We start from the raw sequence: 16805 nt of genomic DNA on the forward strand, positions 1-16805 counted from the left end.
CTAGGTTGAGGTGAGGTCCAACATGAAAGCAACGCTGAACAAAAAAGAAAACATCCTGCGCGCCTCGCTCGAGCTGTTCGCCGAGCGAGGCTTTGACGGGACGACCGTCCCCATGATCGCCGACAGGGCGGAGGTAGGAGCGGGGACGATCTACCGGTATTTCGAGAACAAGGAAGCGCTCGTGAACGTGCTCTTCCAGGATTGCGTCGCCGGGCTGTCGGATTCGATCCGCGGCGGCTATCCGGAGGAAGGGACGGTACGGGACCAATTCCGGCATGTCTTCTACGGCATGGTCCGGTTCGCGAGCGACAACATACAGGCGCTGCATTTTTTGGACACGCACAGCGGCGCCCGGTTTCTCAACGCGGACAGCCGGGACCGGTTCGACGAGCTGATGGGCTTCCTCCACGCGTACGCCCGATCCGGACAGCAGCAGGGCGTCATCCGGCCGCTGCCGGCCCATGCGTTAATCGGCATCGTGTTCGGGGCGTTCACCAAAATATTCACGCTCATCCGCTCGGGAATCCTGGAGGAAACGCCGGTCTTGCTCGCCGGGATCGAGGAAAGCTGCTGGTCGGCGGTCCGGCAGCCCGCCGAGTGAGCCAAGCACCGTTGCCGCTGGACTAGCTGCCGGCCGGTTGCCGGTCGACCTGCCGCCCCCGGCTAAGGGCCCCTCTCTTTGCAGGAAAGCGCACCGTCTTACAGCCGTCCGGCTTGTCCGGACGGCTGTTCGGCATGCCCATGAAGCCGGCGGGGCTTTACGCAACCAGGGTTTTTCTGGTAGACTGTTCTCTATTGTTAACCTTATATCATGTTTTATAGGTTGACAATAGCATGCAATTATCTCGTTTCTTGAGGAAGTCAGACGGGATTAGGAGAGGAGTCGGGCATATGCCGGAAGTGCAAACGAGAGAAGACCGAGCCGCGGCCGATTGGGGAAAGCTGGCGGACCGCGCGCTGCGCGGCGAGACGCTGACGCTTGAGGAAGGACTCGCGGTGCTGGAGGCGGAGGACGAGGACGTGCTGCCGCTGCTTCATGCCGCCTACCGGGTGCGCAGGCAGTATTTTGGGAATAAGGTTAAGCTGAACATGATTCTGAACGCGAAGAGCGGGCTCTGTCCCGAGGATTGCGGCTACTGCTCGCAGTCTATCGTATCGACAGCTCCGATCGAGAAATATACGATGCTGGACAAAGAGACGCTCCTCGCAGGTGCGCGAGAGGCGATGGCCCGGCAGGCCGGCACGTTCTGTATCGTCGCCTCGGGCAGGGGCCCGACAGAGCGTGAGCTGGGCCAGGTTATCGAGGCGGTACAGGAGATTCGCGCGACGATGCCGCTCAAGCTGTGCGCCTGTCTCGGGCAGCTCAAGCCGGAGCAGGCCGACCGGCTGGCCGAAGCGGGCGTCCACCGGTACAACCATAACCTCAACACGAGCCGGGCGAACACGCCGTCCATCGTGTCCACGCATACATACGATGACCGGGTGAATACGGTCGAGACGGTCAAGCGGGCAGGCATGTCCCCTTGCTCAGGCGTCATTATCGAGATGGGGGAGACCGACCGGGACATCTTCGAGCTGGCGCTCTCGCTCCGCGAGCTCGGGGCCGAGTCGGTTCCGGTTAATTTCTTGAACGCCATTCCCGGGACGCCGCTCGCGCATGCGGGCCGGACGCCGGCGATGCGGGCGCTCAAGGTGCTCTCGCTGTTCCGCCTGCTGCTGCCGGATCGGGAGATCCGGGTTGCCGGCGGCCGCGAGGTGAGTCTCCGCTCGCTGCAGCCGCTCGCCCTGTACGCGGCCAACTCGATCTTCGTTGGCGATTACCTGACGACGGACGGCCAGGAGGTGTCCGCCGATCATCGGATGATTGAGGACCTGGGCTTCGAGATCGAACGGTGCGCCTTGTAGGCTGGGATACACTCGGCTGACGTCCGCCGGCAGGCCGGCAGGCAGCAGGAAGAGGCCAGCCAGGAAAAACCGGCCAACCTGATCATACGACGAAGGAGCTGCCGCGGCAGCTCCTTCGTCTTGTGATGAACCTAGTAAGGATGAAAGCGTATCGGTCCCGTCAAGCATGCGGCAGTCCCGATGGTTGGTTCCGCAAGTTGGGGGATTGGTCAAACGTCAAGCTGGCGCCTGGCCGATGCCCGCTCCCGTTCGCTTGCTTGGAGAGTTCTCCCGTCTGTGCAGGCTTACGGCCGCTCCGTAGACTTCCACATAGCGATTAAGGCTTGCACGTCGGCATCCAGCGCTTGCTTGGCCGGTTGCGAGATGGTCCCGCTCAACGCCGGATTATGCAAGGACTTCAGAAAATCCTCCAGGTGCTTGATGCCCTGGTCGTAGCGGCCCTGTTCCCGGAAATGTTCGGCCTGCCGCAGCCGGTTCGTCAGCTGGGCAGCCAGCGGATGACCCAGCTCTCCTGCTGCTTCATAGGTCCCAATCAGTCCGGTGAGCCATTCCGGATCGGTCGTCACCCGAATGGTGATTTTGTTGGATTCCACGGTAACGCCGTCTAACGTCACCTTCACCCAGACGTCCGCCGTACCTGTCTCATAGACGGCGGAGGTAACGCCTTGCGGAGAGATGACCGCAGGGCTGCTGCTCAAGTATTCGATGGAGGCGCCCGATAAATCTGCGGCTTCTCCCGTGCCGAGCTTCCCGTAGACGCTCAAAGTAACTGTCTCCGTCCGCTTCAGGTCGTAACGATCCGCGGATAAGGTGACCTGCCCGAGAGCGGCCGAGACCGCTACGGTCACTTTATTCGTCTGGACGGTTACTCCGTTCAAGGTGACCTGGGCGGAGAGCTCGGCGGTTCCCGGCTTGACGGCCATCATCGTTCCGTTCTCTACGGTGATCACATCCGGATTGCTGCTGCTGTACGAGATCGAAGCCCCCGCCAGAATGGCGGACTTGCCGTTCACGAGCTTGCCGGTTACTGTAACCGGTGCCTTGCCGCCTACCCGCAGCGACGTGTCTGCCTCGAGCGCCGCCTCCTTGAGCGGAACCGGCAGATGAACGAGATACGCATCGTTGGCCGTCGAGTAGTAGATGCTGCCGTCGTCCGCCAATGTGAACAAATTGACATAGCCGTTCACGAGCTGCTTGTAGTCCAGCGTCTCCGGGTCGAAGGCGACGAGATAGCGGCCGATCGTCGTATACAGAATCCCGTCGTCGCTCCACTTCATGTAATAGGGCCGCCATGTACTGCCCGTCGCCCCGTTTTTGAACAGCTTGCTCTTCACGATCGTTTTGGCGGCGGGGTCCATGGCGAATAGCGCATATGCGTTGTTGCCCGCGGCATCTTTGCCGTAGACGATGCCCCACAGGAGCCCGTCCGGTCCGATCGACAGCGAGCCGATCATGATCGGCGTCTGCACGCCCGGCACCTTCAAAGCGAACTCTTCCGTTTTCTTGCCCTGGGCAACGTCGAATTCGAACATCTTCGCCTCCGACGCGGCAGGGTCAATGCCAAGTCCGCCGTAAATGGTGGTGCCGCCGTACAATTTGCCGTCCTTGTGCGCGAGCCCGATGACGCTTTGGTCCTTCACGATGTCCCGGTACACCGACCAGGTGCCGGCCTGCTCGTCATAGACCGTAAGCGCGCCTCCCAGCTGCCCGTAATCCGCTATCGTGCCGATAAACAGCTTGCTGCCCGCCGAAGTGAACGCGAACGGCCGGCTTTGCCCGTCGTCGATGTCGTGGAACAGGACCGGGTTGGTTTTCGGATGGTAAGGAAGGCTTGGGTCGTACCGGTAGATCACGGCGCCGCCGTAGATGCCGAAGTATACCTTGCCGTTCATGACGCCGATGCCCTCGATTTGAGCCGGCTGAAGCTCCTGCCGTTCGAACGAAGCCGTCTCGGGATCGTAGATGCTCATGCCGGCCTGGTAGCCGCCCATGTAGATTTTTCCGTCGGGGCCTTTCTCCAGGCTCTGCACATTCGTCCCCTGCTTGCTGACGCTGAGCCGAACGTTCACGATGGATTGGTCCGCCGGGTCATAGATGGAGTAGGAGACCGGGCTTTGGACGATGGCCAGCACGGTTCTTCCCGCCTTTTCGCCGCTCGTCACCTTCATCCATTTGTAGCTTTTTACGGCGTTGTCGACCTTGATCCCTGGTTCGACGGGTTTAATTTCATTCTTGCTTGTATTGTAGGTCCACAGCTCCGACGTGTTTTTGTTGCGGAAATAGATCAAATCGGGCTGGAAAGGGGACGGGGAGGAGATCATCCCGTCGAAGGTGGCAGCATCCGTCCAGCGCATCACTTTCTTCACGTCGTCGGGATTCTGCTCGTCCATAATGGCCAGGGAGGTCCCGTAAGCCATAAACAGCAGCCCGTTATAGGTCCAAATGTTGGAGATGAAGGTTTCCGTTCCCGTCGCGGGAGTCTGGATTTCCTCCATCTTCAGCGTGCTCCGGTCGATGCGGATCAGGTGGGCCACGGTGCCGGTGCCGGCATAGTAATACCGGTCGCTGACGCCGCCTCCCCGCACGTAATCTTGGCCGGGATAGATGGTGCCGAGGTCCTGGAAGGTGCCGGACGCGATATCGTACAAGAACGCTTTGCTGTCCGGGTAGGTGGAGCCGAACAGCTTCCCGTCGCTGCTGGCGTCCAGATCCCACACCCATTTGTTGGAGGGATTCGCACCCAGATTCTCGATTCGTTTCTCCTTGGGAAGGTAGCGGTAAAGAATCGAGTTTTGCGTCCCGGCAAAATACACGTTGCCGTCCGACCCCATCGTCATGGCCCAGACGACGTCGAGCCCCGGCAGCGCTTGCTCAAACCGGACTTCGCCGGTGAGCGCATCCAAGGCATAGAACATGGCAGGGGACCCGCTCGGCGTCACATAGATTTCGCCGTCCCCTACCGCCGCCGCGCCGGTATTGGAGGTGACGGTGGCGGGTCCCATCTTGACGGGTGCGCCGAATTCAAACGGAAGCTGGAACGTCTTCTTCACCTGTACGGACACATCGTCGTAATACAGCTTGCTTTTGGACGCGACGGAGACATACAGCAGAATCTCCGCCTTGACCGCCGCTGCCGGAGCGATGCCTTCCGCAATCAGCGGCGTCCACTTATTGAGCGGGGAAGTGAGCGACGCTGTCACGTCCGCTCCCGCAATTTGCTTACCTGCGCTGTCATAGAAGCGCAAGTACATAATCGTGCCGCCCGCCTCCAAATAGACGTTGCTCGAGGCGGTATATGTACATCCGGGCGTCACCGCGAACCGGTCGCTCGTCACGCCAAGCGAGTTGGTGGTCGAGCTTTTGTCGATTTTGAGACTCGAGATCCCGGTCAGCTTGGTCTCCTGCGTGACCTGTACGATATTTCCGGCTGTGTTTGCCGGACCGAAATAGCTCCAGTTCGGAATTTTGGTGCCCGCTACCGGTTCTTCGAACCCCGGGTTGGCCAATGCGGGTGACAGGCACTCCGCCGCCAAGGCTACGGAAGAGAACGCAGGGAGTAGTCCTAGACATAGACTTGCGGCAAGCACAAGAGCAAACAGTCTTTTGATCATGAGAAGCAGTCTCCTTCATTCGTAAGATAGACGTTCTACATAAGTTCTTCGTTCTCCATCTTCCTAAGATCGTTCTTTGGTCTTTCTCTGAAAGCGATTACAAAACCATTCACGGTTATACCGGGCTGCCAACTCTTTTAGGCGTTCCCCTCCATTTCTTTCTAAGACTGGTTTATAACTGGTTCTTTTCGAATGCCATGTCCATCATAAGGCGATCCAAAATTTGGCGTCAATGCTGCCATTGGCCTATTCGCCCATGTCAAAAAAGCCGGAGATTCGACAAATCTGCGGCTTTCCCAGCAGTTCCTTCGCTAACTGATAAACATTCTCAATGCTGGGTACACTACTAGGGAAGCAGACCGGCGGCAAACAAACAGCGGCCCCCACAGGCCGCTGCCGCTTTTCGCTAGATTTTCGGTTCGAACGTTTTGCAGTCCGTTTCCTCGGAGGTTTGGGCCTTTTTGCCCCGGTTGCCGACGACGTAGATCGAGGATGCGTTGCATTTGTTGCCGGAAGCCCAGTAATTGCAGGAATTGACTTCGCACAGAACGTCTTTTGCCATGTGTTGTTCACCTCCCCTCCCGTCTAGCATGGGCGGGAGCGGCGGCAAGTTATACATGGGCGGAGGGCGTTTTTGCTGTGCTGGAAAAGGCGCCGAATCGGTTGGCACACAAGGGTGGAGAAGAACGATCGCCCGACCGGCAGGGGCAAGTGGTATAGTCGGCTTAATAAATGGGGGGGGTTGCTATTACGCCCCTTAAGCCGCTTTCGCTTATGGACAAACGTTCCGCATTCCAGTATAAGGAAAGGACAAGTAGGTTCCCATTTTCGAAAAAGAGGGGGGAGGCAGGTTGGGGTATGAAGTCACGCTTGTTCCCTACGATCCCGACTGGGCGGTTCAATACGAGCGGGAGAAGGAGGTACTCCGGTCGGTACTGGGGGAGGCCGCTCTTGCGATCGAGCATATAGGCAGCACCTCTGTCGAAGGGCTGTGCGCCAAGCCGATCCTTGACCTGGCCGTAGGCGTTGGGGAACTGTCGCACGCCGATGCTTTCGTCGCTCCCCTCGAGGGGATTGGATATATTTATGTGCCCAAGCCTGAGTTTCCGGCGCGCCGCTTCTTTCGCAAGGGAGAATGGCGCAAAGGGACGCATCATTTGCATGTCTATGAGCTGGGAAGCGCGGAATGGAGAGACCAGCTGCGGTTTCGCGATGCGTTGAGGGAACGGCGGGAGCTCCTCCGTGAGTACGCTGAGCTCAAAGAACGGCTGGCGGGCTTGTACGCCGATGACCGCGTCCAGTATACCGAAGCCAAAGCCCCGTTCATTCAGGCGGTGCTGGCATCGCCTGGTTCCATCTAAATCCCGAAAGCGAGGTGAAAAGATGACGGTCTTGACGATGACGAAACGGCAAGCGGGACAGGCGCTTGCTGCTTACCATGGATTGGCGGGCGACTGGACGTTTAAGGGCAAGGAGGGCATCTTGGCGTACATCCGCCGGGTCGGCTGCATCCAGTTCGATCCGCTCAATGTGGTCGGCACGAACCCGGAGCTTGTCCTCCAATCCCGGATCGACGGATTGGACCAGAGCATGCTCGGGGAGCTGCTCTACGAGGACCGCAAGCTGATCGACTATTGGGACAAGATGATGTCGATCTTTCTTATAGAGGACTGGCCGTATTTTGCCAGAAGCCGCGGCCGCCATCAGGCTTGGTGTACCGCCAATCAGGCCTCCGTAGACCCGATTTATGCAGAGATTGAGGAGCGGGGTGTCGTCTGCTCGGGAGATCTGGATTACGGGGAAAAGGTCAGCTGGGCATGGGGGCCGACCCGATTGTCCCGCGCCGCTCTCGAGGGGCTGTATCACGCGGGGCATCTCGTCATTCATCACAAAGTGAAAACCCGCAAATATTACGACCTGGCGAAGCGAGTCCTCCCGCCGGACCTGTATGGCTTGGCAGACCCATTCGAGACGGAGGAGCAGTACCATGACTGGCACGTGCTGCGCCGGATCGGAAGCGTGGGCCTGCTCTGGAACCGGCCGAGCGATGCCTGGCTAGGCATTCTTGGCATGAAAACCCGCGAGCGGCACGCCGCCTTCGCCAGGCTGCTGGCCGCCCGGCGGATCACGGAGGTCCGCGTGGAAGGACTGGAACACCCGCTCTATGCGCGAACCGAGGATGTCCCACTCCTCGAACGGGGCATGACGGAGGAGCCGGCCGTCCGGCGGGCGAGCATCCTGGCCCCGCTCGACAATCTGCTGTGGGACCGGAAGCTGGTCCAGGAGCTGTTCGGGTTCGAGTACCGCTGGGAGGTGTACAAGCCGGCGGCGGAACGAAAGTACGGGTATTACGTGCTGCCTGTCCTGGACGGTGACCGGCTGGTGGCCCGCTTCGAGCCCGTTCATCACAAGGCGGGGAAGCCCCTAACCATCAAGCAGTGGTGGTGGGAGGAGGGCGTCGTTGTCGACGAGGGGCTGCGAGAGCGGGTACAGCAAAGCCTTGAACGGTTGGCGTCCTTTCTCGGTACCGGCTATGCTCGACAGGAGCTTTAGCCGCTCGCGTTCGGCGTGGTGGCTGGATGGGCGGGATGGGGGACTCGAGAACAGCGGGCCGGCGTTTCGGCCGGCCGCTCAAAACTCGGTCATCACAACCCGCCACTCGCAAACCTCTGTCGTCCGCTGAGCCGCCTTCCGGCCGCGAGCCTCCTCAGCGGAGGCTTTTTTCCTTTACAGGGGAATCTGGTTCGGTATAATGGAGATAGATTCCATATACAGTAAAAAATATGGAGAATATCACCAAACGACCGGAAGGCGAAAGGAAGCTGACCATGCAGGAGACGGACCGTTTGCTGACGGAGCAGGGCAACCCGCGCTCCGCCAAGTTCGATTCGATGACAACCGCGGATATGTTGCGGGTGATGAACGAAGAAGACCGGGGCGTCCCCGAGGCGGTCGGACGGTGCCTGCCGGTCATCGCGCAGGCGGTCGACCGGATTGCCGATGCGCTGGCCGGAGGAGGGCGCCTGTTCTATGTCGGCGCCGGGACGAGCGGACGGCTCGGCGTGCTGGACGCCTACGAATGCCCGCCGACGTTCGGCACTCCGCCGGAGCTGGTGCAGGCGCTGCTCGCCGGCGGCTTGCACAAGACGGAGGCGGACGAGTCGGCCGAAGACGACGCCGAGCAGGGCGCGGCGGAGCTCGCGGAGCGCGGCGTGCGTGCCGGCGACGTCGTCGTCGGCATCGCGGCGAGCGGCCGGACACCGTACGTGCTCGGCGCGCTCGCCTGCGCAGCCGACGCCGGCGCGGCGACCATCGCGGTCAGCTGCAACGCCGGCTCGCCGCTCGGGCGCGCCGCGGAGCTGGCGATCGAGGTCGAGGTCGGCCCCGAGGTGCTGACCGGCTCGACGCGGCTCAAGGCCGGCACGGCCCAGAAGCTCGTGCTGAATATGCTCAGCACGGCCGCGATGGCGAAGCTGGGCAAGGTGTACCGCAACCTGATGGTCGACATGCAGGCAAGCAACGGCAAGCTATACGAGCGGGCACGGCGGATGGTCGCCATGGCGACCGGGGCGGGGGACGAGGAAGTCCAGACGGCCATGGCGGCGAGCGGCGGCCATGTTAAGACCGCGATCGTCCTGCTGCTTGCCGGCGTATCCGCGGACGAGGCACGGGCCCGGCTTGCAGCCGCGGACGGCCGCGTCCGCGAGGCGCTGCAGGCGAGTCTCTGAGCCGGACGCGCAAGAGAGAAGAGACGCTCGACCATTGCGGCTTTTGCCCGGGAGAGGCGGAGGCCAGCCGAACAAACGGAGGAGAGACGGATGAAGCTTCAGCGCATATCCGGGACTTGGTTTGATTTTTATCACTGCAATCCTTATGAAGGCGATACATGGAACGCGACGACCCAGCAGTTCACGGCGGAGGACTGGGAGCTCAAGCTCGGCGAGATGGCGGAGGCGGGAATGGACACGCTCGTTCTGCTGCATGTCGCTCTGCACGGCCAGGCGTTCTATCCGTCGGAGGTCATTCCCCATCGGTGGAACACCGTCTGCCCGGATCCGCTCGAGGCGGTGCTGGCGGCGGCCGACAAGCACGGCCAGACGATCTATGTGGGGCTCGGTTTTTTCACGACGCCGATTATGGGCAGCCTGTCGACGACCGGCGACCGCTCATCGCTCCGGTTCGACATTGCCCGCGAGCTGGCGGCCCGCTATGGCCACCACCGTTCGTTCGGCGGCTGGTACTTCCCAGTAGAGGCGGCGATTTTCACCTACTTCCCCGATCATTATGTGACGTATGCCAACGAGCTCGCGGATTTCTGCCGCAAAGTGGGGGCACCCAAAGTGCTTATCGCCCCTTACGGGACGCGGTCGATCAACGGGGACGGCCGGTTCGTCGCCCAGCTGCGCTCTCTGGAGGTCGATTACATCGCGTACCAGGACGAGATCGGCGTCGACCGGACGACGTTCGAGCAGGTGGAGGCGACGTTCGAGCGGCTGCGCGAAGCCCACGACCGGGCGAACAAGCCGCTGTGGGCGGACATCGAGGTGTTCCGTTTCCAGGGCCGGGTGCTCTATCCTGGGGCGTTCGACCGCATCCAGCGCCAGCTGGAGATCGTTTCCCCGTACGTGGACAAAGTGCTGTGCTACCAGTATCTCGGCATGATGAACAAGCCGGGCAGCCCGGTGCATGCAGGCTCGGCGGAATCTGTGGCGCTCTACGAGGACTACACGGCATATATGAAGGAGCAGGGGCTTTTGCCTCGCTGACCGTCAGGAGACAGGCGCACCTGTGGCACGCCTGCTGTGACCGCCAGGCACTAGGCGGGTGGACTTTTAGTCTGCCCGCCGGGATAAGGGGGCTTGTTCACGGCCGTTATGGGGAGTCCAAAAGGGAGGGGGTTCGGTTGTTCCGAACCTTTGCGGGAACCTGGTGGGGAAAGATAGGGTGTCTGCAGATTCTGCTGGGGCTCGCGTATCCGCTTGGCTTCCTGCCCCAAGCCTCCTTGTGGTTCACGCTTACTCCCGGTTTGGCTGCGGTTCTCCTGTCTTCCTGCTTTAAGGAGCCGCCAAAAATGACTCTCTAGTCCGTTCACCGCCCCATTCGATAAAACCTCTCAATGGTGCAAAGGTCGCCTGTGACGCACACAAAAAGACCCTGCCGATCTCTCGGCAGGGTCTTTGGCGTGCCAGCTCCCAGGGCGGGGTGCTCGGCGTCCCATGACGGGGATCAACCATCACACGCCTTGCTTGCGGGCCGCCATCAGCTAGGGGGAAGCTGGCGGTGCGAGCTCAGCCTCCGGATCGCCTCGGGGGCTGTGCGGGCTCAGCCCGTCGGAATCGCCTCGGGGACAGGGCAGTCCGCCCGCTCACGCAGCGCGGCTTGAGCGGCCGCAATCCGGGCGAGCGGCACGCGGTAGGGGGAGCAGCTGACATAGTCGAGTCCCGCGTCGTGGCAGAAGAGAATCGACTCCTTGTCGCCGCCGTGCTCTCCGCACACGCCGGTGCGGAGCTTCGGCTTGACCTGGCGTCCCTGGCGCACCGCCATCTCGATGAGCTGGCCGACACCGTCCGGATCGAGTACCTGGAAGGGATTGTCCTCGAGCACCTTCGCATCGAGGTAATGGGTCAGGAACTTCCCCTCAGCGTCGTCGCGGCTGAAGCCGTACGTCATCTGGGTCAGGTCGTTCGTGCCGAAGGAGAAAAAGTCGGCGTATCTCGCGATCTGGGCGGCGGTGAGCGCAGCGCGTGGCACCTCGATCATCGTTCCGACCCGGTAGGCACACGACCGGCGCTCCTCGCCGAGCACCTGCTCGGCGGCACTGTCGATCCATTCGCGGAGCTTCTTCAGCTCGTTCGCATGCCCCACGAGCGGGACCATGATCTCGGGATGCACCTCGATGCTCTCATGCAGGCAGCGCAGGACGGCACGGAAGATCGCCTCGGCCTGCATGTCGTAAATCTCGGGGAAGACAATGCCGAGGCGGCAGCCCCGCTGCCCGAGCATCGGGTTCGTCTCGTGGAGCAGCTTGACCTTGTGGATCAGCCGCTCGACGAGGCGGGCCTCCTCCGAATCGGACGCGCCGGCTCTCGCGAGCGCCTCCCGGCGCTTCAGCAGCTCTTCGAGCTTGGGCATGAATTCGTGCAGCGGAGGATCCAGCAGCCGGATCGTGACCGGCAGGCCGTCCATCACGCGGAAGAGCTCTTCAAAATCGGCCTGCTGCATCGGCAGGAGGCGCCGGAGCGCATGCCGCCTCTCTTCCTCGTTATCCGCCAGAATCAGGCTCTGCATGACGGGCAGCCGCGCCGGGGAGAAAAACATGTGCTCCGTCCGGCAGAGGCCGATGCCCTCGGCGCCCAGCTCGCGGGCCTTCCTCGCGTCCTGCGGCGTATCGGCGTTCGTCAGCACGCGCAGCCGTTTAACCTCGTCCGCCCATCCGAGCAGCGTCCGGAGCTCGTCGGAGATGACGGCCTCGCGCAGCTTCAGCGTGCCGGCGACGACCCGGCCGGTGGAGCCGTCGATGGAGATCCAGTCGCCCTCGGCGAGCGTCTCGCCGCGCGCCGTCAGCGTCCGCGCCTCCGTGTCCACCAGCAGCTCCTCGCAGCCGCAGACGCAAGGCTTGCCCATTCCGCGGGCGACGACTGCCGCATGGCTCGTCATGCCGCCGCGGCTCGTCAGCGTGCCCTCGGCCGCGATTACGCCGTGGATGTCCTCCGGCGTCGTCTCGGTCCGCACGAGAACGACCTTGCGGCCCGCCTTGCCCCATTCCTCGGCCATATCCGCGTCGAAGACGAGCTGCCCGGAGGCGGCCCCGGGGGAGGCTGGCAGACCGGCTGCAAAGACGCGGACGATCTCCGACTCGTCGATGCCGCGGTGCAGCAGCTGGTTCAGATGCGTGACGTCGATTTGCCGAAGCGCATCCTCCTTGGCGATGATGCCTTCCTGAACGAGATCGACCGCGATGCGCACGGCCGCCTGCGCGGTCCGCTTGCCGCTGCGCGTCTGCAGGATGAACAGCTCGCCCTGCTCGATCGTGAATTCGATGTCCTGCATATCCCGGTAATGCCGCTCGAGGAGGGCGGCCGTCTCCTCCAGTCGGGCATAGGCGTCCGGAAGCTCGACGGCGAGCCGGGCAATTTCCGATGGTGTCCGCGTTCCCGCGACGACATCCTCGCCCTGCGCGTTCATCAGGTATTCGCCGAACAGCCGCTTCTCGCCGTCGGACGGGTTGCGGGTGAAGAGCACGCCGGTGCCGCTCTGGCCGCCCATATTGCCGAAGACCATCGCCTGGACATTGACGGCCGTCCCCTGCTCCTCGGGGATGCGGTGCAGCTTGCGGTAAACGGCCGCCCGGTTGTTGCTCCACGAGCGGAAGACCGCTTCCACCGCGCGGCGCAGCTGAATGCGGACGTCCTGCGGAAAAGCCTCTCCGGACTCTTCGGCAATGACCGCCTGGAAGATGCCGATGAGCCGTTTCCAATCCTCGGCCGATAAGTCCTGGTCGGAGGGGAGGCCGCGCTCTTCCTTCAGCTGCTCCAGCGGATGCTCGAAGCGGATGGCGGCGATGCCCAGCACGACGCTGCCGTACATCTGAAGGAGCCTGCGGTAGCAGTCATAGGCGAACCGGGGATTGCCCGTCAGCCGCGCCAGTCCTTCAACCGTCTCGTCGTTCAGGCCGAGATTGAGGATCGTGTCCATCATGCCGGGCATGGAGGTGACGGAGCCCGAACGGACCGAGACGAGCAGAGGGCGGGCGGGATCGCCGAAGCGCTGGCCGCGCTCTTCCTCCAGCCAGGCGAGCTGGCTCTCGATCTCGGCGAACAGGCTGTCCGGGAGACGGCGGCCGTGCCGGTAGTATTGCCGGCACGCCTCCGTCGTCACGGTAAAGCCGGGCGGCACGGGAAGGCCGGCGCGCGTCATCTCCGCGAGGCCCGCGCCTTTGCCTCCGAGCAGCTCTTTCCAGGCGGCCTGGCCTTCGGAAAATTTATAGACTCTCTTTTCCATGGTCGATTCCTCCTGTGGCGGCGTTGTGCGGCAGACAAGCGTTGTTCGGGCAGATGCCGTATAGCGTCTTCACTCCTTCGGTCGGCAGCGTCGCGATCACCTGGTCGCAATGCTGGCACACGATGGTGCCCAGATCGTTCGTCCGGCTTTCTACGTGACTCCATGCATTCCTCTCCATGAACCATGCCTCCTTGAATGGTGGACTCCCTTTCTTGCGCTCATTATAACGTATGATTAAACGGTTAGTCTATATATAATATGTATTATATTTATTTAATGTACAATATATGTCTTTATATTCTTTAATAAGACACTATAAAAGGGAGGGGGCTGATCATGGATCTTCCCCGGTTGGCGTAGATAATGGGGGCCGATCATCCTTATCCGGAAACCAAAAACAGCCGGGCGGCGCCGCCCGGCTGTTGACAAGTCTCGGTACTGGTATTAAGATTCGAATCGTTTCAGGACGAGGACGGCATTGTGCCCGCCGAAGCCGAAGGAGTTGGAGATGCCGATCCGCATGGACGCTTCGCGCGCCGTATGGGGCACGTAATCAAGATCGCATGCGGGGTCGGGGTCGTCGAGATTGATCGTCGGCGGAATGATCCCTTCCTGCAGGCTTTTGACCAGAGCGACCGCCTCGACAGCGCTGGCGGCGCCGAGCAGATGGCCGGTCATCGACTTGTTGGCGGTGACGGGGACCCGGTAGGCGTCCTCGCCGAACACCTGCTTGATCGCGGCGGTTTCGGAGAGATCGCCGATCCCGGTGCTCGTCGCATGCGCGCTCACCACGTCCACTTCGTCCGGACGAATCCGGGCGTCCTGCAGGGCGAGCCTCATCGCCTGCGCCGCTCCCCGGCCCTCCGGATGGGTGGCGACCATATGGTACGCGTCCGAGCTGGCGCCGTAGCCGATCACCTCGGCGTATATCGGGGCCTGCCGCCGTTTGGCGTGGCGGAGCGACTCGAGCACGACGATGCCGGCTCCCTCTGCCATGACGAAGCCGTCGCGCCCGGCGTCGAACGGCCGGCTCGCCCGGGCCGGCTCGCCGGTGCGGGCGGACAGCGCCGTCGCGTTGCCGAAGCTGGCGAGGGACAGCTCGTGGATCGCCGCCTCGGCGCCGCCGGCGAAGACCACATCCGCGCCGCCGTGCCGGATGAGACGGCTCGCCTCCCCGATCGCCGTGTTGCCGATCGAGCAGGCGGTGACCGGCGCGAGCGTCGGCCCGGTGATGCCGTACCGCATGCTGATCATCGCCGCGGCCATGTTCGGGATCATCATCGGTACGAGCAGCGGGCTGACCCGCTCGGGTCCCCTCTCCCGCAGGAGGTCCGCCTGGGCGAGCAGCGTGCCCAGACCGCCGACGCCGGAGCCGACATAGACGGCCGCGCGTTCTCCGGCGACATGTTCCTCCCGGAGGCCCGCCGCCGCGTACGCTTCCTCTGCCGCCGCGAGCGCGAACTGGCAGAACCGGTCCATCCGCCGAGCTTCCTTCCGGCCGAATCGGCCCTCGCCGTCGAAATCCCGGACTTTGCCCGCTATGCGAATCCGGGGTCCGGCCTCACTTCCCTCCAGGGAGGTAATGCCCGATTCCCCCGCGCGCAGCCCGCTCCAAAACCGGCCGACGTCCTCTCCGAGAGGAGTGACGACACCCATTCCCGTTACCACAACACGTTCCATCTCTCTCATCCTCCTTCATGTTCGGTAGAGGCACAAAGCTCTAACTGGAGATTAGTTTGTCACACCCGTTATCCTAGTACAAGTTATAGTTTATACTGGTATCAAGACTACTAGCTTAAGGAAGGAAGAGGGGACGCGGGCGTTGAACAAGGAGATGAGACTGCAGGTGCTGTCGGAGTTTCTGAAGATGCAGCGGGCCAAGCTGACGCCGGATGCGGTCGGGCTGCCGGAGGGCACGCGCCGGCGGACGCCAGGGCTGCGCCGGGAGGAGGTGGCCCAGCTGGCGGGCGTCAGCACGACGTGGTATACGTGGCTGGAGCAGGGCCGGGACATCCGGATGTCCTCCTCGGTGCTGGACAGCATCGCGTCGGCGCTCCGGCTGACGGTCGACGAGCGGAAGTATCTGTTCTCGCTGGCGCTCGATTCGCCGGCGGGAAGCCTGCGGCCGGCCGGAGAGGAGCAGCCGGTCATTAGCCCGTCGCTGGCCAAAATTTTGGAGGAGCTCCGCTCCTGCCCGACGATCATCTCGGACCGCCGGTGCCAGATCGTCGGCTGGAACGAGGCCGCCTCCCATGTCTTTCTCGACTTCGATCGGCTGGAGCCGGGGGAGCGGAACATGATCCGCCTGCTGTTCACGCGGCAGGAATTCCGGAGGCTCGCGGGGAATTGGGACCAGTTCGTACGGGGCTTTCTCGCCATCTTCCGTGCATATTACGGGCAGTATGTGGAGGACGAATGGTACGAGGCGTTTCTCGCGGAGATGAAGGAGACGGATCCCGCCTTCCTTCGGTTGTGGGAGAGCAGCGAGGTGAGCACGGCGCCGGAGGTGCTGCTGGAATTCCGCCATGCGAAGGCGGGCAAGATGCATTTTCACCTCACTTCGCTGCAGGTGCAGGGGGGCGCCGATCTGCGGTGCAGCATCTATACACCGGCTCCGGACACGGACACCGAGCGCAAGCTCAAACGGCTGCTGGAGCGGTAGCTTGTTTGTCTGGCCGTTTTTTCGGGGCCGCTTGAACAGGAATGGCTGCCGGCAGAAAGGACGGGCACCGAAGGAAAGAGAGGAAACGGAAAGGATGAGGAGAGAGGAATGGAAGGAATGAACATACGAAGACGGACCGAAGGAGAGCGGCCGCCGATGGAGCTGCTGCTGCTCGCCGACCCGTCCGAGCCGCTCGTGCTTGAGTATCTCGAGCGGGGAATGTGCTATTTGGCGGAGAGTGAGGATGGGGTGACGGTTGGTGTGTACGTCCTCCTCCCGACCCGCCCGGAGACCGTCGAGCTGGTGAACGTGGCGGTAGCGGAGCCGCTCCACGGCCGGGGCATCGGCAAGCGGCTCGTCCAGCATGCGGTCCGGACCGCCGCGGAGGCGGGCTTCCGGACAATCGAGGTGGGTACGGGCAGCACCGGCGTCGCACAGCTCGCGCTCTACCAGAAGTGCGGGTTCCGCATGACGGGGATCGACCGGGATTTCTTCGTCCGGCATTACGCCGAGCCGATCTACGAGAACGGCATGCGGCTGCGGGATATGGTGCGCTTGTCCCAGGATCTGTAACGGGAGCCGGGCAAAAAAACCGTGTGCTGGGGCTGTCCCTCGTATTAAAATAA

General features: G+C 62.3%; 13 protein-coding genes. 8 read left to right on the plus strand and 5 right to left on the minus strand.

The genetic code is table 11. The features are described from left to right. The first annotated feature begins 22 nt into the window (after positions 1-22). Both KJS47_RS10975 and bioB read left to right on the plus strand, forming a co-directional pair. Entirely contained in the window at positions 23-601 is a 579-nt protein-coding gene (locus KJS47_RS10975; RefSeq protein ID WP_213525103.1) for a TetR/AcrR family transcriptional regulator, read from the plus strand. A 290-nt stretch (positions 602-891) separates the two neighbouring features. Next, a complete protein-coding gene (gene bioB / locus KJS47_RS10980) occupies positions 892-1905 on the plus strand; it encodes a biotin synthase BioB (RefSeq protein WP_213525104.1) in 1014 nt (337 codons plus the stop codon). A 284-nt stretch (positions 1906-2189) separates the two neighbouring features. Here bioB and KJS47_RS10985 read toward each other — a convergent pair whose 3' ends face one another. Beyond that, positions 2190-5516 (minus strand): FIMAH domain-containing protein, encoded by a 3327-nt coding sequence (locus KJS47_RS10985; RefSeq protein WP_213525105.1) that lies wholly within the window; start codon positions 5514-5516, stop codon positions 2190-2192. Positions 5517-5922: 406 nt separating this feature from the next. Then, on the minus strand, positions 5923-6078 hold the full coding sequence (locus KJS47_RS10990) for a DUF1540 domain-containing protein (RefSeq protein ID WP_213525106.1): 156 nt from the start codon (positions 6076-6078) through the stop codon (positions 5923-5925). A 289-nt stretch (positions 6079-6367) separates the two neighbouring features. Between KJS47_RS10990 and KJS47_RS10995 the strand changes: the two genes are divergently transcribed. From KJS47_RS10995 to KJS47_RS11010, 4 genes are all read left to right on the plus strand, one after another. Then, positions 6368-6877: a GrpB family protein gene (locus KJS47_RS10995; protein WP_213525107.1), complete on the plus strand. Its 510-nt coding sequence runs from the start codon at positions 6368-6370 to the stop codon at positions 6875-6877. 22 nt (positions 6878-6899) lie between these two features. Further along, positions 6900-8069: a winged helix-turn-helix domain-containing protein gene (locus tag KJS47_RS11000; RefSeq protein WP_213525108.1), complete on the plus strand. Its 1170-nt coding sequence runs from the start codon at positions 6900-6902 to the stop codon at positions 8067-8069. Positions 8070-8344: 275 nt separating this feature from the next. Then, positions 8345-9244: an N-acetylmuramic acid 6-phosphate etherase gene (gene murQ, locus KJS47_RS11005; RefSeq protein WP_213525110.1), complete on the plus strand. Its 900-nt coding sequence runs from the start codon at positions 8345-8347 to the stop codon at positions 9242-9244. Positions 9245-9334: 90 nt separating this feature from the next. Next, positions 9335-10282, plus strand: a complete 948-nt coding sequence (locus KJS47_RS11010) for a DUF4434 domain-containing protein (protein WP_213525111.1) — start codon at positions 9335-9337, stop codon at positions 10280-10282. 556 nt (positions 10283-10838) lie between these two features. Here the strand turns inward: KJS47_RS11010 and ppdK are convergent. From ppdK to fabF, 3 genes are all read right to left on the minus strand, one after another. Beyond that, on the minus strand, positions 10839-13517 hold the full coding sequence (gene ppdK / locus KJS47_RS11015) for a pyruvate, phosphate dikinase (RefSeq protein ID WP_213525112.1): 2679 nt from the start codon (positions 13515-13517) through the stop codon (positions 10839-10841). Then, complete coding sequence (locus KJS47_RS11020; RefSeq protein WP_249716307.1) at positions 13498-13695, minus strand: GapA-binding peptide SR1P; 198 nt, start codon at positions 13693-13695, stop codon at positions 13498-13500. Before KJS47_RS11020 ends, ppdK begins: the two co-directional genes overlap by 20 nt. A 266-nt stretch (positions 13696-13961) precedes the next feature. Continuing rightward, positions 13962-15197 carry a beta-ketoacyl-ACP synthase II gene (fabF, locus tag KJS47_RS11025; protein WP_213525113.1) on the minus strand — a complete coding sequence of 412 codons (1236 nt, stop codon included), beginning with the start codon at positions 15195-15197 and terminating at the stop codon, positions 13962-13964. 142 nt (positions 15198-15339) lie between these two features. Here fabF and KJS47_RS11030 point away from each other — a divergent pair, with 142 nt between their 5' ends. Together KJS47_RS11030 and KJS47_RS11035 are read left to right on the plus strand one after the other, a co-directional pair. Continuing rightward, positions 15340-16179, plus strand: coding sequence for a helix-turn-helix transcriptional regulator (locus KJS47_RS11030; protein WP_213525114.1), 840 nt, complete (start codon positions 15340-15342; stop codon positions 16177-16179). A gap of 117 nt (positions 16180-16296) precedes the next feature. Next, positions 16297-16752 carry a GNAT family N-acetyltransferase gene (locus tag KJS47_RS11035; RefSeq protein WP_213525115.1) on the plus strand — a complete coding sequence of 152 codons (456 nt, stop codon included), beginning with the start codon at positions 16297-16299 and terminating at the stop codon, positions 16750-16752. Positions 16753-16805 lie beyond the last annotated feature (53 nt).

This window comes from Paenibacillus sp. J31TS4 (assembly GCF_018403265.1).
Classification (GTDB): Bacteria; Bacillota; Bacilli; order Paenibacillales; family NBRC-103111; genus J31TS4.

Bases quoted from the DNA above. Each gene is read 5' to 3' on its own strand.
- KJS47_RS10975 (WP_213525103.1), top strand. From the start codon at position 23: ATGAAAGCAACGCTGAACAAAAAAGAAAACATCCTGCGCGCCTCGCTC.
- bioB (WP_213525104.1), top strand. From the start codon at position 892: ATGCCGGAAGTGCAAACGAGAGAAGACCGAGCCGCGGCCGATTGGGGA.
- KJS47_RS10985 (WP_213525105.1), bottom strand. From the start codon at position 5,516: ATGATCAAAAGACTGTTTGCTCTTGTGCTTGCCGCAAGTCTATGTCTA.
- KJS47_RS10990 (WP_213525106.1), bottom strand. From the start codon at position 6,078: ATGGCAAAAGACGTTCTGTGCGAAGTCAATTCCTGCAATTACTGGGCT.
- KJS47_RS11000 (WP_213525108.1), top strand. From the start codon at position 6,900: ATGACGGTCTTGACGATGACGAAACGGCAAGCGGGACAGGCGCTTGCT.
- murQ (WP_213525110.1), top strand. From the start codon at position 8,345: ATGCAGGAGACGGACCGTTTGCTGACGGAGCAGGGCAACCCGCGCTCC.
- KJS47_RS11010 (WP_213525111.1), top strand. From the start codon at position 9,335: ATGAAGCTTCAGCGCATATCCGGGACTTGGTTTGATTTTTATCACTGC.
- ppdK (WP_213525112.1), bottom strand. From the start codon at position 13,517: ATGGAAAAGAGAGTCTATAAATTTTCCGAAGGCCAGGCCGCCTGGAAA.
- KJS47_RS11020 (WP_249716307.1), bottom strand. From the start codon at position 13,695: ATGGAGAGGAATGCATGGAGTCACGTAGAAAGCCGGACGAACGATCTG.
- fabF (WP_213525113.1), bottom strand. From the start codon at position 15,197: ATGGAACGTGTTGTGGTAACGGGAATGGGTGTCGTCACTCCTCTCGGA.
- KJS47_RS11035 (WP_213525115.1), top strand. From the start codon at position 16,297: ATGAACATACGAAGACGGACCGAAGGAGAGCGGCCGCCGATGGAGCTG.